This is a genomic window from Micromonospora salmantinae (assembly GCF_022230905.1).
In the GTDB taxonomy this organism is placed as follows: domain Bacteria; phylum Actinomycetota; class Actinomycetes; order Mycobacteriales; family Micromonosporaceae; genus Micromonospora; species Micromonospora salmantinae.
Genome location: NZ_JAKKFG010000010.1, coordinates 151983 through 168540, shown reverse-complemented (window position 1 = coordinate 168540; position 16558 = coordinate 151983). Strand labels below are relative to the sequence as shown.

Below are 16558 nucleotides of genomic sequence, written 5' to 3'. Positions count from 1 at the left end.
CATGCCCACCACCGCCACCCCGCAACCCGGGGCCCCGGTCGATCCGTACCGGGCGTACAACTTCCGACTGCTCATCAACGGCGTCACCAACGGCCACTTCACCGAGATGACCGGGTTGGAGGTGAACATCCCCGGGCAGCCGTACCGGGAGCACGGCCTGGGCCGGATGCGGATGGTGCCCGGTCAGGCCGAGTACGAGCCGGTGACCCTGCACTTCGGCCTCACCGCCTCCCGCGAGCTGTGGGACTGGGTGAACGCCACCGCCCAGGGCACCCTCAACCGGCGCAACGTCTCAGTGGTGCTGCTCGACTCGGTCGGGACGGCCGAGGTGCTGCGCTGGAACCTGATCGACGCCTGGCCGACCCGGTGGCGCGGGGCACACCTCAACACCCTCAGCCACGAGATCGCCATCGCCTCGCTGACCCTGCGCTACGAGGGCCTGGAGCTGGAGACCGGCGGTGCCACCGCGCCGACGCCCGCGTAGCTGGCTGGCCGGCCGGCTGCGCTCGGCGGCCGGGGCGGTGCAGCGCCTCGCCGGACGGGTCGAGCCCGCCGGCCACCTTCCGCCGCCGCAGACGCCCGTGGTGGCCGCACGCCGTTTCGGGGAGCCTCCGCGGCACTGGCTGGACCTGGTCGCCGCCCACGCGCCCGGTCTGCTGCACGACCTGGACCTCGACCCGTCCCCGGCCGGCACCACCGACGCCGGGGTCCGGGACGGCGGGCAGGACGAATCGACCGGTCTGGTCGACGCCGACGGCGCGGGCCCGGTCGCGAACGCCAGGTCCGACGGGTCCGGCAGGCTCGGCGGGTCCGGCAGGCTCGGCGGCCAGGCCGACGTGGGCGGTCCCGGTGCGAGCGGCGACAAGCGACCGACCAGGTTGCGCGCCGAGCGCCGAACCGGCAGGTCGGGCCGCCCGTCGCGAGCCGGGGACAGGCCCGACGGTACGGGGACCGGTGCTGCCCACCTATCCGCCGACCTGACGCCTTCGTCCAGCTCGGACCTGACAACCCCGCCGGCCGGCTCCACCTGGCCGGACGGTCCGACCCCGCCGGCCGGTTCGAAGTGGCCGGCGGAACCGACCGCGGCGGCGCCTCCGGTGCGGCGGTCGGGCCGGGTCGACACCACAGCCCTCGACACCGCGGCCCTCGATACCACGACCCCCGACACCGCGGCCCTCGACGCGAGCGGGCTGCCCCGGGCGGATGGACCCCGACAGCCGGTCCCCTCCATGGTCTTCGGTCCGCGCAGTTCGCCGAGCGGCCGCCCGCACCGGGCGGAGGCCGAAGCCACCCGAACCACCGCCGGCCGACTCCCGGGTGGTCGCGACGGGTTCCGGGGCGACTCGGACGGTCAGCCCTCGCCCAGGGAGGACCAGAGCGGACACCCGCGTGGTGGTGCACCGAGCGCGGCCCGGACGTCGCGAGTGGACGCGGTGGCCGCGCACCGCCTTCTGAACGGGCCGGTCCGGGGCGGGACCGACGCATCCCGGACCGGCTACCCGGCGACGAGCGCCGGGATCCCGGCGGCCTCCACGCGCGGCGACCTGGATCGCCTCGCTGCCGGTGGGCCCTGGCTGGCCCTGCCCGGCGAACCGGCACCACCCGGGCCACCGGCCGCGCTGCGCGACACCGGCGCGGGATCGGCCGGCTGCCGACGAGCGACAGGGGTCGACGGGCCGCCCGGCGCGGTGACGCGGAGTGTCGACCCGTGGCCGGCGCTGCCCGACGACACCCCGCTGTGGTCGGTCGCCGGCACGACGGTGGACACCGCCCAGCTGACCCGGCTGGACCGGGAACAGGCGGGTGACTGATGGAACGCGTCGCCTTCCTCATCGACTCCTCCGGTGAACGGGTGGACTGCCTGCTCAACCCGGAGACAGTGCAGGTGACCCGGCTCGCCGGCGTACGCCAACGGGGTGCCGGCGGCGGGCAGCTCACCGGGGCCGGTCTGGCCGACGACCCGCTGGTCTTCACCGGCGGTGGCCGCACCGAGCTGGTGCTGGACCTGCTCTTCGACGTCGACTTCGTGGAGGCGCAACTGCGTCCGGCCGACGTCCGGGTGCTCACCCGTCCGCTCTGGATGCTGGCGGAGAACTCCACGGCCGAGCATGGTTGGCTGCGACCGCCGTTGGTCCGGTTGGTCTGGGGCAAGACCTGGAACGTGCCCGGTGTGATCATCGCGGTGGCGGAACGGTTCGACGCGTTCACCGGCACCGGGTCGCCGCGGCGGTCCTGGCTGCGGCTGAAGCTGGTCCGCGCCGCCGAGACGGCCGATCAGGCCGAGGCCGGCTTCGCCGAGGAGTTGGCCGCCGCGAGCACCCCGACCGCCGCGCCGGGCAGCGCGGTGATCGCCGCCGGTGACGGCGCTGCCGAGCCGGGTCGCTCCGGTGTGCGTTTCGACCTGCTGGCCAACGACGCACTGGGCTCGCCGCTGCGCTGGCGGCTGCTGGCCGAACACAACCGGATCACCGATCCCCTCGCCGTGCCGGCCGGCACCACCCTCGCCGTCCCACCGGCCGGCGCGCCGAGCGGTGGATCGGTTGTGGCTGCGGTGACCGGCGCCGCGCGGGCGCTGGCCGGCGCGGCGGGTGCCGGCGCGTCGTTCGTCGGGGCCTCGATCGCCACCGCGCCCGCCGCCTGGGGCCCGTCGGGCCCCACGGCCACCAGCACCAACCCCGGGGGTACGCCATGACCAGCGTCGCGCCCCGGGCGCTGATCGTCCTGCTGGACGGCACCGAGCTGGTCGGCGCGGCCCGTCAGCGGGTCCGCTCACTGCGGGTGGCGGCCCGGCTCGACCAGCCCACCCAGGCCGAACTGGTGCTCGCCACCACCGCCGGGACCGGCGCGTTCGACCCGGCGGTACGCCCCGGCACAACGCTCGACGTACGGCTCGCCGACCACGCGGACGCCCTGTTCACCGGTGAGGTCACCTGCGTGGAGGTGGAGTACGCGGCCGACGGGGCGGCGGTGCTGCGGCTGCGGGCGTACGACCCGCTGCACCGGCTGCGCAAGCGGCAGGGGTTGCGGGTCTTCACCTCGGTCACCGCCGTCGAGCTGGCCCGGGAGCTGTGCGGCGCGGTGGGGCTGGCGGTGACCGCCGAGGTCGACGGTCCTCGGTTGGAGCGGCTGCTCCAGCACCGGCACAGCGATCTGGAGTTGCTGCGCGAGGTGACCGGCCGGGCCGGGCTGCACCTGGCCGCCGACGGTGACGGTGTCCGGCTGGTCACTCTCGCCGGCTACGGGGAGCCGGTCGCGTTGACGCTCGGCGCGGGGGTGCACACCCTGCGGCTGTCCACGAACACCGACCAGGCAAGTGGTGCCAGTGCGGCCCTGGGCTGGCACCCGCAGCGGGCCGAGGTGATCAGCCAGCAGGTCGACGAGGCGCGCTGCGGTCGACCAGCCGGCGACCGCCCGGACCCGACTGATGTGGGTGCCGGCGGCGTTCGCACCGCCGTGGACCAGCCCGGCCGCAGCGACGACGAGTTGGCGGCGCTGGCCCAGGCCCGCCTGGACACCCGGGCTGCGGCGCTGGCCACGGCCGAGGGGGTGGCCGAGGGCGATCCGGCGCTACGGCCGGGCCGCCGCGTCGACCTGGGCGGGGTGCCCGACCCGGTCGCCGGGACGTACGTGCTGACCGAGGTGGTGCACACAGTTGACGGCAACGGGCACCTGACCCGTTTCTCCACGGTGCCGCCGGCCACCCCGCCGACCCCGACCGGCGCGGCGGTGGTCACCCTCGGCAGCGTCACCGACGTCGCCGACCCGGACGGGCTGGGCCGGATCCGGTTGACCCTGCCGGCGTACGGGGACCTGGACGCCGGCTGGCTCGCCGTGCTCTGCCCCGGCGCCGGGCCGGGCAAGGGTCTGGTGGCACTGCCCGATCCCGGTGACACAGTGCTGGTGGTGCTGCCCGGCGGCGAGCCGGCCTCCGGCATCGTGCTCGGTTCGCTGTTCGGCGCCGTCGAGCCGTACGACGCGGGCATCGACGACGGAAAGGCCCGCCGCTGGACGATGCGCACCGCCGGCGGGCAGTCGATCGTCGTCGACGACGTGCGGCGCAGCCTGCGGCTGGGCACCCAGGGCGGCAGCTTCCTGGAGCTGACCCCCGACCTGGCCACCCTGCACGCGGCATCCGACCTGGTGATCTCCGCGCCCGGCCGGGCCATTGTGGTGCGCGCCCGCACCGTGGACTTCCTGCACGCCGACTCGACCGAGGACCCGACCACCGCGGCGGAGCAGGCCCGATCGCTCGCCCGCGCCCACCACGAAGGAGGCGGCTGATGCGCTGGATCCACAGTGACTCCGTGATCACCTGCGATCACGACGGCCGGGTCGAGAACCGACCCTCGCGGCAGTGGGTGACCGTCACCGGCGTGCCCGTGCTCATCGACGACGACCCGGAGGGACGCACAATCATCGCCTGCCCGAACTACGGCCCGACCATCAAGCCGTGCACGACGACGCTGACCGTCCGGGTCGGCTACAGCGACTGGGTCCGCGTCGACGGGCACCGGGTGGTGCTGTCGCACCTGGAGGGGTTCACCAACGGCACACCGCCGGGGCTGGTCAAGCACACGGTTCGCGACCCCCGCCAGCAGTTCCTGGGGGCGGACCGATGAGGGCCTTCCGCTTCGTCGGCGCCGGCTTCGACGCCGGCCGCACCGGCGGGTTGGCGCTCACCGCGGCCGGCGGCCTGGCGATGACCGAGGGCGACGAGAGCGTACGGCAGGCGCTGTTCCTGCTCCTGTCGACCACGCCGGGCGAACGGCTGATGCGACCCGGGTACGGCTCCCGGCTGCACCGGTTGGTGTTCGCGCCCAACGACGACACCACTGCCGGTCTGGCCATCCACTACGTCCGGCAGGCCATCGCCCGGTGGGAGCCCCGGGTCGAGGTGATCGACGTGGACGCCGGGCCGGACCCGGACGACGCGTGGCGGTTGGTGATCCGGTTGGACTACCGGGTGCGGGCCAGCCTGACCCCCGGGCAGCTGGTCTTCTCCGTGGACCTGCTCCCGGTCGACGAGCCCGCCCAGGGAGGAGCGTCATGACGCTGCCCGTGCCGCACCTCGACGATCGCGGCTTCCTCGATCTGGTCACCGAGGCCCGGGAACGGATCCGGCAGTCCTGCCCGGCGTGGACCGACCTGTCGGCGCACGACCCCGGCATGGCGTTGGTGGAGACGTTCGCGCACCTCACCGAGGTGATGATCTACCGGTTGAACCAGTTGCCGGAGAAGGCGTACGTCTCGTTTCTGAACCTGCTCGGGGTCACCCGGCACGCGCCGACAGCGGCCTGGGCGGACGTCCGGTTCACCCGTACCGGCACCGACCGCGGCGCGGTCCGGATCCCGGCCGGGCTGCGGGTCGCCGCGGCCCGGGGCGCGGATCCCCGGCCGGTCGTGTTCGTCACCACCGAGCCGACGCTGCTGCCGGCCGACGAGCCGTCGGTGACGGTCCGGATGCACCACTGCGAACCGGTCGAGGCGGAGTTGCTCGGCGTGGGCACCGGCCAGCCCGGGCAGGTGCTGCGCGCGGCACGCGCGCCGCTGACGCACACCGCCGAGGCGCTGGACCTGCTGCTCGGGGTGGAGGTGCCGGCCGGCACTGTCGAGCTGGGCGCGGCGGCCCGCGAGCACGACGGTCGCACCTTCGAGATCTGGCAGCCGGTGGACAGCTTCGCCGGGCTCGGCCCGCAGGCCAAGGCGTACCTGGTCGACCGCTGCTCCGGCACCGTCATCTTCGCCCCGGCCCTCGACCTGCGACCCCCCGCCGGGGCGACCCCGCACGGCGAGGTCACCGCCGACGCGGTCGCACCGGCGAGCGCCGTAGCGCCGGTGACCGTCGCGGCGGTGCCGCCGGCCGGACGGCAGATCCGGCTCTGGTACCGCGCCGGTGGCGGGCCCACCGGCAACGTGGCGGCGGGCACGCTGACCAGCCTGCGTGACCCACTGCCCGGGGTACGTGTGGACAACCCCGCCCCGGCGGCCGGCGGCCGGGAGATGGAGGCGCTGGAGTCGGTGCTGCTGCGCGGCCCGTACGAGTTCTTCGCCCAGCAACGGGCGGTCACCGCCCGCGACTTCGAGGTTCTCGCGACCAGCTCCGGTGCGGTGGCGCGGGCGCGGGCGTTCACCCGCGCGGCGGTGTACAGCTTCGCCCGTCCGGGCGAGGTCGAGGTGGTGCTGGTGCCGTACGTGCCGGAGGCGGCCCGACCGGGCGGTCGGCTGCCGGTGGCGGTGCTGCGCGAGCACGAGGTGCCCGAGGCACGGCACCGGGTCGAGGCGGACCTGGAGGAACGCCGGATGGTCGGCATCCGCTCCCGGGCCACCTGGGCGCGGTTCAAGGCGGTGTCCGTCCGGGCTCGGGTGGTGGTCCGCCGCGAGGAGGACGTGGACGCGGTCCGTCGCCGCATCCACGACCGGCTGCACCAGACGTTGAGTCCGCTGCCCACCGCGCTCAACCCGACCGGCTGGCCGTTCGGCGAACCGCTGCGGGCGTCCAACGTGTACCGGCTGCTGGAGCACGCCGAGCCGGGGGTGCGCTACGTCGAGTCGGTGCGGTTCGTGGTCGACGAGGCCCCCGACGCCGGCGTCCGCGCCCTCGCCGTGGACCAGTACCAGCCGCGCACCTGGTACGCCGGGCGCGGCCCGGTGCTGTTCCGTTCCAGCAACGGCGGCGCGGGTTGGGAACCGGCCGGTCGCTTCGACGACGAGACGGTGCTGCGGGTGGTGCCCGCGCCCGCGCCGGTACGGCCGGGCATCGTCGCGCGTCCCGGCTCGGTGGCCGTGGTGACGCTGCGCGCCTCGGGCGGCTCCCGGGTGCACCTGAGCACCGACCTCGGCGAGACGTGGTCGCTGCTCACCGACCTGGACTCGCGGATCTCCGACCTGGCCTGGCTGGACCGCGACGGCGCGGGCGCGCTGCTGGCGGCCACCGACACCGGCCTGTACGAGGTGTCGCTGCTGCCCGGGGCGGTGCCGTTGCAGATCCTGGTCGACCCGTCCGACGCCGACCGGGGCTTCTACGCGGTCCGCACGTTCGTCTCCGAGCGGGGCGCGCCGGGGGTGGCGGTGGCCGCGCAGGCCAGCTTCGGGGTGTACCTGTCGACGAGCGGCGGCCGACCCGGCAGCTTCAGCCACGTCGGTCTGGCCAACGTGGACAACCGGGTCCTCGCCGTGCAGTACGACGGCCCGGCCACCCTGCTGTGGAGCGGCGCGGGCGAGCCGGATCCGAAGAAGCCCGGCCAGGGCTGTCATCGCACCCGGCTGTTCGAGTCCGACGTGAAGTGGCAGTCGATGCAGGCCGGGTGGAGCGGCGGCACCTGCCGGGACCTCGCGTTCGCCGGCCAGCAGGCGGTGGCGGCCACGCAGAGCGGCGGGGTGCTGCGGCTGGACACCCTGGCCGCCCAACCGCAGTGGCAGGCGGTGTCGGTCAACTGCGGGTTGCCGTTGCGGGACCGGACCCGGTTCGTGCCGGTCGACGCCATCGCGGTGAGCGGCCCGACGGCCGGGGCCGCTGCGCCCGGCGGCACCGGCGCGGCGGAGCGGTTGATCCTGGCCAGCGGCGAACGAGGCGTGCACCGCAGCGCCGACGCCGTCACCTGGACACCCAGTGCCAACCAGGCCACCGCCGACGTGGTGACCGTCCCCGATACCTGGCTGCTCTGCTCCGGCGAGCACGACATCGAGGTGGTGCGCCAGGATGCGACGCTCGGCGATTGAACGGCTGCTGCCCGCCGCCTATCAGCGGGCCTGCGTGCCGGGCAGCGTGCTCTGGGCGCTGCTGGACGTGATGGAGGGGCTGCACGCCCCGGACGAGGCGATCCTCGCCGAGGTGGACGCGCTGTTCGACCCGTACCGGGCGCCGGACGGGCTGGTAGTGCGGTTGACCCGCTGGGTGGCGATGGACCACGTGGTGGTCTCGTCCCGGCCGGACACCCCGCTGCCACTGCCGGTGGGTCGGCTGCGCGACCTGGTGGCCAACGCCGCCCTGCTGGCCCGCTGGCGCGGCACCCCGTACGGGATGCGCAGAGCCCTGGAGCTGGCCACCGGGATGTCGGGCTTCGCCATCGACGAGCCCGCCGAGCGGGCCTTCCACGTCGTGGTGCGGGTGCCGGTCGCCGCCGCCGGTCAGCTCGCCGTGATCACCCGCATCGTCGAGGCGGAGAAACCCGCATCGGCCACTGTCGAGATCGTCCTGGAAGAGGAGTCGTCATGACCACCGAGTGGGCGGTCGTCGCCGCCGCCGAGCAGTTCACAGTCGACCCGCGCAACAGCGGCGAGCTGACCTTCACCGTCTCCAACCCGGGCAACGCGCCGGACACTGTGGTGTTCGACGTGGCACCCGGTGACGGCTCCCAGCGGGCCTGGTTCACCGTCGCCGAACCCCAACGGGTGGTACCCGGGCAGGGCTCGGTGTCGTTCCTGGTCAAGCTCGCCGTGCCGGCCGGCACCCCGCCCCGGCGCTACGACATGACCGGGTTCGCGTACTCGGCGAACACCGCGCCGGAGGAGAGTTCCCGCTCCAGCGGCCGGGTCACCTACGAGGTGCGGGCGGTCGCGCCGCCACGGCGTACCCCGTGGTTGTGGATCGCCGCCGCGGCGGCGTTGGTGCTGGTGGTGGTCGCGGTGGGGGTGGTGTTGCTGACCCGCGACGGTGAGCCGGCCCCCGGCGAGCCGCGGGTGGTCGCCGTCGAGGCGGAGAGCCTGGTGCCGGGCGCGGTGGTGGAGTCCCCGGCGAAGAACGGGGCGAAGGTGGAGGCGCAACCCAACTGCTGCGGGGTGACCTGGTCCGGCGACAAGCAGTTGTTCTTCCAGGGGCTGGCCATCGGCGACAAGGTCACCGTGACGGTGCAGATCCCGGCCGACGGCACCTGGCGTTTCGCCGCGGTACGCACCACCTCCCTCGACTACGCCAACACCGTCTTCGCCATTGACGGCAACCAGGTGGGCGGCACGTTCCTCGGCTTCACGCCGACGGTGCGCAGGACGGAGTTCCTGGACGTCGGCACGGTGCGGCTCGCCAAGGGCCCCCACCAGGTCACGCTGCTGGTGGTCGGCAAGACGCAGGGCACGAACCGCTACTTCGCGGGCGTCGACGAGATCCGGTTCACCGAGATCGTGGCGCAGGCCGTGCCGCGATGAGTGGCCGGCAGAAGGCGCTGCTGGGGCTGTTCGCCGTCCTGCTGGTGGCGCTGTTCGTGGTCGCGGTCAGCACGGGCCGCGACGAGCCGGGTGATCCGGAGGCCCGGCACGGGTTGGTTGACCGGTTGGGCGCGCTGGGCGGCGAGCGTTCCGCTGTGGATCCGGCGACGGTCAGCGCCGACTGCGCCGACGAGACGGGCCGGCTGGCGTTCTCCGGCAGCTGCGTGGTGCGGGTCGCGGACCCGGGTGGGCTGCGCACCCTGGTGTTGCGCAGCGCGGCACGGTTCACTGTCGTCGCCCCGGCGCCCGGCGACGCCGACCTCACCATCCGCGACGAGGTCGAGCCGGCGGCGGACGGCACCGGCGCGGTGGCGAAGATCGCCGTCGACCAGGCCACCGAGGTGGGTCTGGTCTGCCCCGGCCTGGGCGGTTGCACTGTCGTCGTGGCCACGTCCTGAATCGACCTGGACCGAGTGGAGGGTGCCGCCGTGGGTGACCTGCGCAAGCCGTTCCTGCTGATGGCGATGCTCGCCATCGTCCTGGCGATCGGGGTGGAGCTCGGCGCCGGGCTGCTGCTCGGCGGCGCCGACGCCGGTGCGGCCCTCGCCGACAGCGCCGGCGGGCTGGACGTGGAGATCGACGACGTGTCCGGGGTCAGCGAACCGTCCGGCCGGGGCACCGGCTACCTGGCGCTGATCGACGCGGTGGCGGTCTGGAGCACCGGGCTGTTCTGCCTGGGCCTGCTGCTGCCCGAGCGCGTCCAGGGTCGGGTGCAGGGCGTCGCCAGCCTGATCTTCTCGATCATCCTCATCATCGTCGGGCTGGTCGCGCTGGTCGTCGCCTTCGTGGAGCTGTCCATCATGGTGTCGCTGTTCCTGGCCGTCCCGTTCGGCACCCTGGCGTACCTGGCGCTGTGGGGGTTCTTCCCGGTCGGCGAGGCGGCGGTGCTGCTCGGGCTGGTGCTGCTGCTCAAGCTGGTGTGGGCCGGGATGCTGGTGCTGGCCCAGCCGCGCTTCCTGCAGAACAAGGGCCTCGTCCTGCTGATCCTCACCACCCTGCTGTGCACTGTCGTGCTGGAGTTCCTGCACAACCTGGTGCCGGTGATCCTGGTCAGCATCGTCGACGACGTGGCGGCGCTGGTCTTCGCGATCATCGCGATCATCTGGGGGCTGGTGCTGCTGATCGGCTCCATCCCGGCGATCGTCAAAGCCGTCCGAGTAACCGCCGCCCTACCAACCCGCGCCCCCACCACCCGCCCCTCGCCCCGTTGATCATGAAGTTGTTGCCGTGACACGCCGGGCGGAGTGGCAACAACTTCATGGTCAACCTGCGTGGGTCGGGGCCACCGTCGCGACCAGGGCCGCCACCGCGTCCCGGTCGAGGGTCCCGTCGGCCACCCACACCTGGTACCGGCCGTGCCGGCTCCCACCGGCCGGCACCACCGCCGGGCGGTCGAACGCGAACGCCACACAGACCCCCGGATACATCCCGGTCCGCACGAACCACCGGTCGTCGCGGCCGAGGCCCGCGAAGACCAGTGTGTACGCCCCGCCGGCCGACCCGGCGCCGGTCAGCGCGAGCCACGGCGCCGCACTGCCGTTGACCGTCTCCTCCCCGGCCGCGTCGGCGGTGAACACCGCCGGTTCGCCGTCGGCGACGGCCCGCCAGAAGAACCCGCCGTAGCCGGCCCCGCCCGGGCGGCCGTTGGTGGCCGGGCTGCCCAGCCGGATCTCCCGGTCGTCCGGGGCGACGAGAACGGACTCCAGGTCGAGTCGCCAGGCGTCCGGCGCGACCACCGACGCGGCGAGCCACCTCCGCTCGGTCAGCAGGACCCCGCCGGCCCGGTCGCGCCACTGGAGGTCGTGCGCGTACCGGCCCGCGGACCGTTCGACCTCGCCGGTGTGCGTGATGACACCGTGGTCGTCGCGCCAGGTGTAGCCGACGTCGCGGACGTAGGTGCGCCCGCCCCAGAGGTTGCTGCCGTCGACGTCCTGCACAGCGAGGGACGCGCCGAGGTGCCACACGTGGTCGGCGGGGAGCGCGTCGGTGACCACCGTTCCGCCGAGCGTGCGTACCGGGTGCAGGTACGGTCGGGGCCCGTGCCGCGCGTCCAGCGCCGGGTCGAGCACGTACTCGGCCACCTCCGTGGCCCCGGCCGTCAGCCGCACCGGCTCCCCGCTCACGGCAGCTCCCGACGTCCGGCGACGGCGACCGAGACCGGTCGGCGGGCGTGGGAGTCGGCTGGTCTCTCCCGGCCGCCGACGACGGCGACCGGGACCGGCCGGCGGACGGTGACGGCGTGCAGGGCGGCCACCGTGTAGCCGGCGAGGATCGGCACCGCGACCGGGGTGACCAGGACGGTGAGCAGCCCGGCCAGCGCGACGACCCCGGTGAGCGCCGCCCAGCGGGTGGGCGCGTCGAGGCAGGCGCGGGCGGCGGAGCGGGCCGAGGCCCGCCACCGCCCGCCCCCGTTGCCGCCCACCTCGACGACGACCAGCCCGGCGTACCCGGCCAGGCCGGCAGCGATCAGCGCCGTCACGAGCAGCGCGGCCGGGCCGCCCGGCACCCGGCCGGTGGCCAGCGCCGCCAGGTCGGCGGCGAGCAGCGCCCCGCCGGCGAGCGCGAGCAGGCTGACCGGCACACCGGGCAGCACCGCACGGCCGAACCGGCGCACTGTCGTGCGCGCCGACGGCCAACTGCCGGTACGCGTCCAGTCGTGCACCGCCGCGCTGGCCGTGCCCGCCGCCGCGGCGGCGGTGAGCAGGGGCACCGCCGCGAGGGTCAGCAGGATGCCCAGCAGTGCCAGGTCGGCGGCGTCGCGAGCGACGTCGCGCCAGTCCCGCCGCCCGCCGGGGTCCGGAGGTTCAGCCCTTGATGCCACTGGTGTTGATCCCCTCGACGAGCATCCGCTGGAACGCGACGAAGAACAGGAAGACCGGCAGCAGCGACAGCACCGACATGGCGAACATCGGGCCGACCGCGCTCTGGCTGGTCGAGTCGATGAACAGCGTCAGCGCGACCGGAACTGTGTAGTCCTCCAGTTGGGACAGGAAGACCAACTGGCGGAAGAAGTCGTTCCAGGTCCAGATGAACGAGAAGATCGCCGTGGTGACCAGCGCCGGGCGGCTCAGCGGCAGGATGATGTGCCGGAAGATGCCGAACGGACCGGCGCCGTCGATGCGGGCCGCCTCGTCCAGCTCCCGGGGGACGCCCCGCATGAACTGCACCATGAGGAAGACGAAGAACGCCTCGGTGGCCAGGAACTGCGGAATGAGCAGCGGCAGGTACGGCCAGTCACCGCCGACCAGCCCGAGCGTGCGGAACAGGATGTACTGCGGAACGATCAGCACGTGCTGGGGCAGCAGCAGCGTGCCGATCATGACGGCGAACCACATGCCGCGCAGCCGGAACCGCAGCCGGGCGAAGGCGTACGCGGCCAGCAGGCAGGAGAGCCCGTTGCCGATGACGGTGAGCAGGCTGACCATGGCGCTGTTGAGGAAGAACCGGCCGAAGCTGACGTCGAAGTTGGACCACCCGGCGGTGTAGTTGCCAGGGGTGAAACGCTCGGGCAGCAGCCCGACGTTGTTGACGATCTCCTCCTGGGACTTCAGCGAGGTGCCCACCATCCAGATCAGCGGGTAGAGCACCACGGCGACGATCGCCACCAGGATCAGCAGCCGCAGCACGGGCCGTCCGCCGGGTCGTCGACGCGCGTTCGGCGGCGCTGGGGTCGTCGGGGTCACCGTCACCATCACCGGTCCTCCCCGTCGGAGTAGTGCACCCAGAACCGTCCGGTGCTGAAGAAGATCGCGGTGATGACCGCGATGGCGAGCAGGAACACCCAGGCCATCGCCGAGGCGTAGCCCATGTTGAGGTCGGTGAAGCCGGTGATGTAGAGGTTCAGCGTGTACATGAGGGTGGAGTCGACCGGGCCACCGGTGCCGTTGCTGAGCACGAACGCGGCGGTGAAGCCCTGGAAGCCGTTGATGGTCTCCAACACCAGGTTGAAGAAGATGACCGGGGAGAGCATCGGCAGGGTGACGTTGCGGAACTGGCGGAACTGGCCGGCCCCGTCGACCGACGCGGCCTCGTACAGCTCGGTGGGCACCTGCTTGAGCCCGGCCAGGAAGATCACCATCGGTGCGCCGAACTGCCAGATGGCCAGCACCATCAGTGTTTCGAGGGCCCAGTCGGGGTCGTTGACCCACGGTTTGCCGGTGATGCCGAAGAGGCTCAGCAGCGAGTTGAACGCGCCGTCGCGGTTGAACATGTTGACCCAGACGATGGCCAGCGCGACGCTGCCGCCGAGCAGGGACGGCAGGTAGAACAGCCCGCGGAACAGCCCGACGCCGCGCCAGGCGCGGTTGAGCAGCAGCGCCACGCCGAGCGCCGCGGCCAGCTTCAGCGGTACGGCGATCAGCGCGAAGGTCAGGGTGACCCGCACCGCGTGCCAGTACGACGGGTCGGCGGTGAACATGCGTTCGTAGTTGGCCAGCCCCACCCACTCCACCTCGGAGAAGGGGGTGAGGATGTCGTAGTTGGTGAAGCTCAAATAGAGCGACAGCAGCATGGGGATCGCCGTGACACCCATCAGGCCGATGAGCCACGGCGACAGGAAGACGTACCCCGCCAGACCTTCGCTGTGCCGGAAGCGTCCGGGCCCACGCCTCTCAGCGTGGGCCCGGTCGGATCCGGGGCCGCGTCGGGTCGGGTCGGGTGCCGTGGTCAACGCCACGAACAGCTCCTCTCCTCGCCTCGCGGCGCGGTCAGGCGATGGCGGACTTGCACGCCTCGATGAACTGGGCGGCGGCCTCGGCGGGGGTGGCCCGGCCGTACTGCGCGTTCTCGGCGGCCTTGATCAGCTCGGACTTCACCTTGCTGTGGCCCTTGATGGGCACCTGCGGTGACTTGCCGAACTTCTGGGTCAGCTCCGCCTCGACGGCGATGGACTGCTTCATGGCCGGGTCGGTGGTGTCGTCGCTGACCACGCGACGCAGGTCCAGGTTGGACGGCAGACCGCGGTCGGTGCCGAGCAGCTTGACCGCCTCCTGGTCGTTGTTCAGGAAGTTGATCACGTCGACCGCGACGTCCTTGTTCTTGCTGCCCTTGAACACCGACCAGTACATCGAGGCACGGGCCCACTGCGCGCTCGGATCACCGGGGTAGGCGATCACGCCCAGCTCGTCCTTGGTGTTCTTCTTCAGGTCCGGCATCTGGTTGGCCCAGACCCAGGAGGTCGCCGACTTGCCGGTGACCACCAGCTGCTTGGTGACGTCGCTGGAGTTGCCCTCGTGGATGACGTCGGCGCTCGGGGTGGCCTTGCGGTCCCGGGCGCCCTTCCACAGGTCGAACCACTTGGTCACGTCCTCGGCGGCGAAGCCCAGCTCCTTGCCCTGGTAGAGGTCCTTGCCCTGTTGGCGCAGCCAGACCCAGAACGCCTTGTAGTCGGCGCTCGGGTCCTGCGTGCCAGGCACCTTGGTCTTGGCGGTGACCTGCTCGGCCCAGGCGATGTGCTCCTCCCACGACATTCCGGTGGTCGGCTCGGGCAGGTCGTTAGTGGTCAACAGCGTCTTGTTGTAGACCAGGCCCTGGGTGTTCTCCCCGGCGGCCAGACCGGCGAGCTTGCCGTCGACCACGCCGTACTGCCAGAGGCTCTCGGGGAACTTGGAGGTGTCCAGTTTTCCGGACTCCTGATACGAGGTCAGGTCGAGCGTGGTGTTGCGGGCCGCGTACTCGGCCAGGTAGTTGTCGTCGATCTGGAACAGGTCCGGCGGGTTGCCGCCGGCGGTGAGGGTGGCCAGCTTGTCGAAGTAGCCCTGGTTGGCCTGCCAGGTCTTCTCGAACGTCACGTTCGGATGCTTCTTGGTGTAGAGAGCCAGGGCGTCCTCGGTCAGTTTGGCCCGGGCGTCGCCGCCCCACCAGAAGATGGAGAGCTTGACCGGCGCGTTCGGGTCGGCGGCGCCGCCGTCGTCGTCTCCGCAGGCGGCGGCGCCGAACATCAGCGGTGCGGCGACTGTCACGGCGAGCAGGCCACGTAGCAGGCGCCGCCGAGGCAGAGGGGTACGGTGGGCGCGCCCGACGGGCGCGTCAGTGGTGGGGGGCGTTGCGGGGTGCATGTGCGCTCACTCCTCGGCATTAGGAGGCGACGGCGTCACCGGTGGCAGCAGTCGGGATGCCCGGGTCCGCAGGGCAATGCGGGCCCGGGCCACGTGGTGCGGCCAGGGGACGTGCCGGTCGGGCGTACGGGCCCGGGCCGGTCGAGTCGCGGATGACCAGGTCGGTCTGGAGCATTACCTGTGCGGTGGTACGACGGACGCCGAGCGCCGTGCCGGCACCGGACCCCCGCGCACCGCGCGGTGACTCGATGTCCTGTTGCAGCAGCATGTCGACGGCCGTCCGGCCGGCGGCCCCGGTGGGTGTGGCCACCGTCGTCAGTTTGGGGCGGGTCAGCCGGCTCAGGGTGATGTCGTCGACCCCGACGACGCTCACCTCCTGCGGCACCCGGACCCCGAGCGCGTCCAGCCCCTCGATGAGGCCGATCGCCATCAGGTCGTTGTAGGCGAGCACTGCCGACACGCCACTGCGTCGCACCTGCTCGGCGACGGCGGAGCCGCCGACCTCGGTGGGCGCGTTGGGGCCGAGCATGGTCAGCTCCGCGCCACCGGCTCGGGCGGCCGCCCCGGCGGCACGGCGCATCTCCCGGTTGGTCCACGAACTGCGCGGGCCACCGAGCAGGGCGATGCTGCGGTGCCCCAGGCCGACCAGGTGCTCGATCGCCGAGCGGGCGCCCTGCCCGACGTCCATCAGCACGCAGGGCAGGCCGGTCACCTGGCGGTTCACCACGACCAGTGGCACCTCGCGGCTGAGCTGCTCGATCAGGCTGTTGCTCATCCGAGGGCTGCACAGCAGCACCCCGTCCACCTGCTTGGCCAGCGCGTGGACCAACTCTTCCTCGGCGGTCGGGTCCTCGTTGGTGTCGGCCACGAAGACGTGGTAGTCGCGGTGCCGGGCCTGACTCTCCGCCGCCTTGATCAGCGGCGGGAAGAACGGGTTCGCGATATCCGCGATGATCAGCCCGATGTTGTGCGTCCTCCCGGTGATCAGGGCCCGGGCGGCGCGGTTGGGCCGATAGCCCAGATCCTCCGCGCAGGCCAGCACCCGGACCCGGGTCTCGGGGTTGACCAGGTGTGGAGCGGAGAAGGTGCGCGACACGGTGGAGATGTGCACACCGGACGCCCGGGCGACGTCCCGGATGGTGACTGGCACGGCGGCCCCTTCGTCCGATGTGGTGGCGGTCACGCAGGTGTGGCCCATTAATGCAAACGGTTGCGCCAGTGTCAACGGTCAATGATTACGGCTTCGTTGCACCCACACTCCCCTTGGTGACCTGTGGCCTCTCAAACGCTGACAAATGACG

General features: G+C 72.8%; 17 protein-coding genes. 11 read left to right on the top strand and 6 right to left on the bottom strand.

The window, feature by feature from the left end; genetic code table 11:
- Nucleotide 1: 1 nt before the first annotated feature.
- From PSH03_RS08730 to PSH03_RS08680, 11 genes are read left to right on the top strand one after another with little or no spacing between them, the layout of a single operon-like run.
- A complete protein-coding gene (locus tag PSH03_RS08730) occupies nt 2–484 on the top strand; it encodes a phage tail protein (RefSeq protein ID WP_030327509.1) in 483 nt (160 codons plus the stop codon).
- Complete coding sequence (locus PSH03_RS08725) at nt 459–1811, top strand: hypothetical protein (protein ID WP_238688804.1); 1353 nt, start codon at nt 459–461, stop codon at nt 1809–1811. Before PSH03_RS08730 ends, PSH03_RS08725 begins: the two co-directional genes overlap by 26 nt.
- On the top strand, nt 1811–2692 hold the full coding sequence (locus PSH03_RS08720) for a CIS tube protein (RefSeq protein WP_238688803.1): 882 nt from the start codon (nt 1811–1813) through the stop codon (nt 2690–2692). The genes PSH03_RS08725 and PSH03_RS08720 overlap by 1 nt, the downstream gene beginning before the upstream one ends.
- The gene (locus tag PSH03_RS08715; protein WP_238688802.1) at nt 2689–4281 is read left to right on the top strand and encodes a contractile injection system protein, VgrG/Pvc8 family; all 1593 of its coding nucleotides are present in this window, start codon (nt 2689–2691) and stop codon (nt 4279–4281) included. The genes PSH03_RS08720 and PSH03_RS08715 overlap by 4 nt, the downstream gene beginning before the upstream one ends.
- Nucleotides 4281–4619 (top strand): hypothetical protein, encoded by a 339-nt coding sequence (locus PSH03_RS08710; RefSeq protein WP_238688801.1) that lies wholly within the window; start codon nt 4281–4283, stop codon nt 4617–4619. Before PSH03_RS08715 ends, PSH03_RS08710 begins: the two co-directional genes overlap by 1 nt.
- Nucleotides 4616–5050, top strand: coding sequence for a GPW/gp25 family protein (locus PSH03_RS08705; protein WP_030489705.1), 435 nt, complete (start codon nt 4616–4618; stop codon nt 5048–5050). The genes PSH03_RS08710 and PSH03_RS08705 overlap by 4 nt, the downstream gene beginning before the upstream one ends.
- Entirely contained in the window at nt 5047–7719 is a 2673-nt protein-coding gene (locus tag PSH03_RS08700) for a putative baseplate assembly protein (protein WP_238688800.1), read from the top strand. The genes PSH03_RS08705 and PSH03_RS08700 overlap by 4 nt, the downstream gene beginning before the upstream one ends.
- Entirely contained in the window at nt 7700–8215 is a 516-nt protein-coding gene (locus tag PSH03_RS08695) for a phage tail protein (protein WP_210787165.1), read from the top strand. The genes PSH03_RS08700 and PSH03_RS08695 overlap by 20 nt, the downstream gene beginning before the upstream one ends.
- Nucleotides 8212–9141 (top strand): hypothetical protein, encoded by a 930-nt coding sequence (locus PSH03_RS08690; RefSeq protein WP_238688799.1) that lies wholly within the window; start codon nt 8212–8214, stop codon nt 9139–9141. The genes PSH03_RS08695 and PSH03_RS08690 overlap by 4 nt, the downstream gene beginning before the upstream one ends.
- A complete protein-coding gene (locus PSH03_RS08685; RefSeq protein ID WP_210787174.1) occupies nt 9138–9599 on the top strand; it encodes a hypothetical protein in 462 nt (153 codons plus the stop codon). The genes PSH03_RS08690 and PSH03_RS08685 overlap by 4 nt, the downstream gene beginning before the upstream one ends.
- A gap of 30 nt (nt 9600–9629) precedes the next feature.
- Nucleotides 9630–10412 (top strand): hypothetical protein, encoded by a 783-nt coding sequence (locus tag PSH03_RS08680; protein WP_210787181.1) that lies wholly within the window; start codon nt 9630–9632, stop codon nt 10410–10412.
- A gap of 51 nt (nt 10413–10463) precedes the next feature.
- On the opposite strand, the gene PSH03_RS08675 is transcribed toward PSH03_RS08680, so the two are convergent.
- Genes PSH03_RS08675 through PSH03_RS08650 form a run of 6 tightly spaced genes read right to left on the bottom strand, consistent with a single transcriptional unit; the run spans nt 10464 to nt 16407 of the window.
- Complete coding sequence (locus tag PSH03_RS08675) at nt 10464–11324, bottom strand: DUF6807 domain-containing protein (protein WP_238688798.1); 861 nt, start codon at nt 11322–11324, stop codon at nt 10464–10466.
- Nucleotides 11321–12022 (bottom strand): hypothetical protein, encoded by a 702-nt coding sequence (locus PSH03_RS08670; RefSeq protein WP_238688797.1) that lies wholly within the window; start codon nt 12020–12022, stop codon nt 11321–11323. The genes PSH03_RS08675 and PSH03_RS08670 overlap by 4 nt, the downstream gene beginning before the upstream one ends.
- Entirely contained in the window at nt 12006–12893 is an 888-nt protein-coding gene (locus PSH03_RS08665) for a carbohydrate ABC transporter permease (protein ID WP_238688819.1), read from the bottom strand. The genes PSH03_RS08670 and PSH03_RS08665 overlap by 17 nt, the downstream gene beginning before the upstream one ends.
- Nucleotides 12893–13876, bottom strand: coding sequence for a carbohydrate ABC transporter permease (locus PSH03_RS08660; RefSeq protein ID WP_238688796.1), 984 nt, complete (start codon nt 13874–13876; stop codon nt 12893–12895). Before PSH03_RS08660 ends, PSH03_RS08665 begins: the two co-directional genes overlap by 1 nt.
- Nucleotides 13877–13907: 31 nt before the next feature.
- Nucleotides 13908–15257 (bottom strand): ABC transporter substrate-binding protein, encoded by a 1350-nt coding sequence (locus tag PSH03_RS08655; RefSeq protein ID WP_238688795.1) that lies wholly within the window; start codon nt 15255–15257, stop codon nt 13908–13910.
- A gap of 19 nt (nt 15258–15276) precedes the next feature.
- A complete protein-coding gene (locus PSH03_RS08650) occupies nt 15277–16407 on the bottom strand; it encodes a LacI family DNA-binding transcriptional regulator (RefSeq protein WP_238688794.1) in 1131 nt (376 codons plus the stop codon).
- Between the last annotated feature and the right edge of the window lie 151 nt (nt 16408–16558).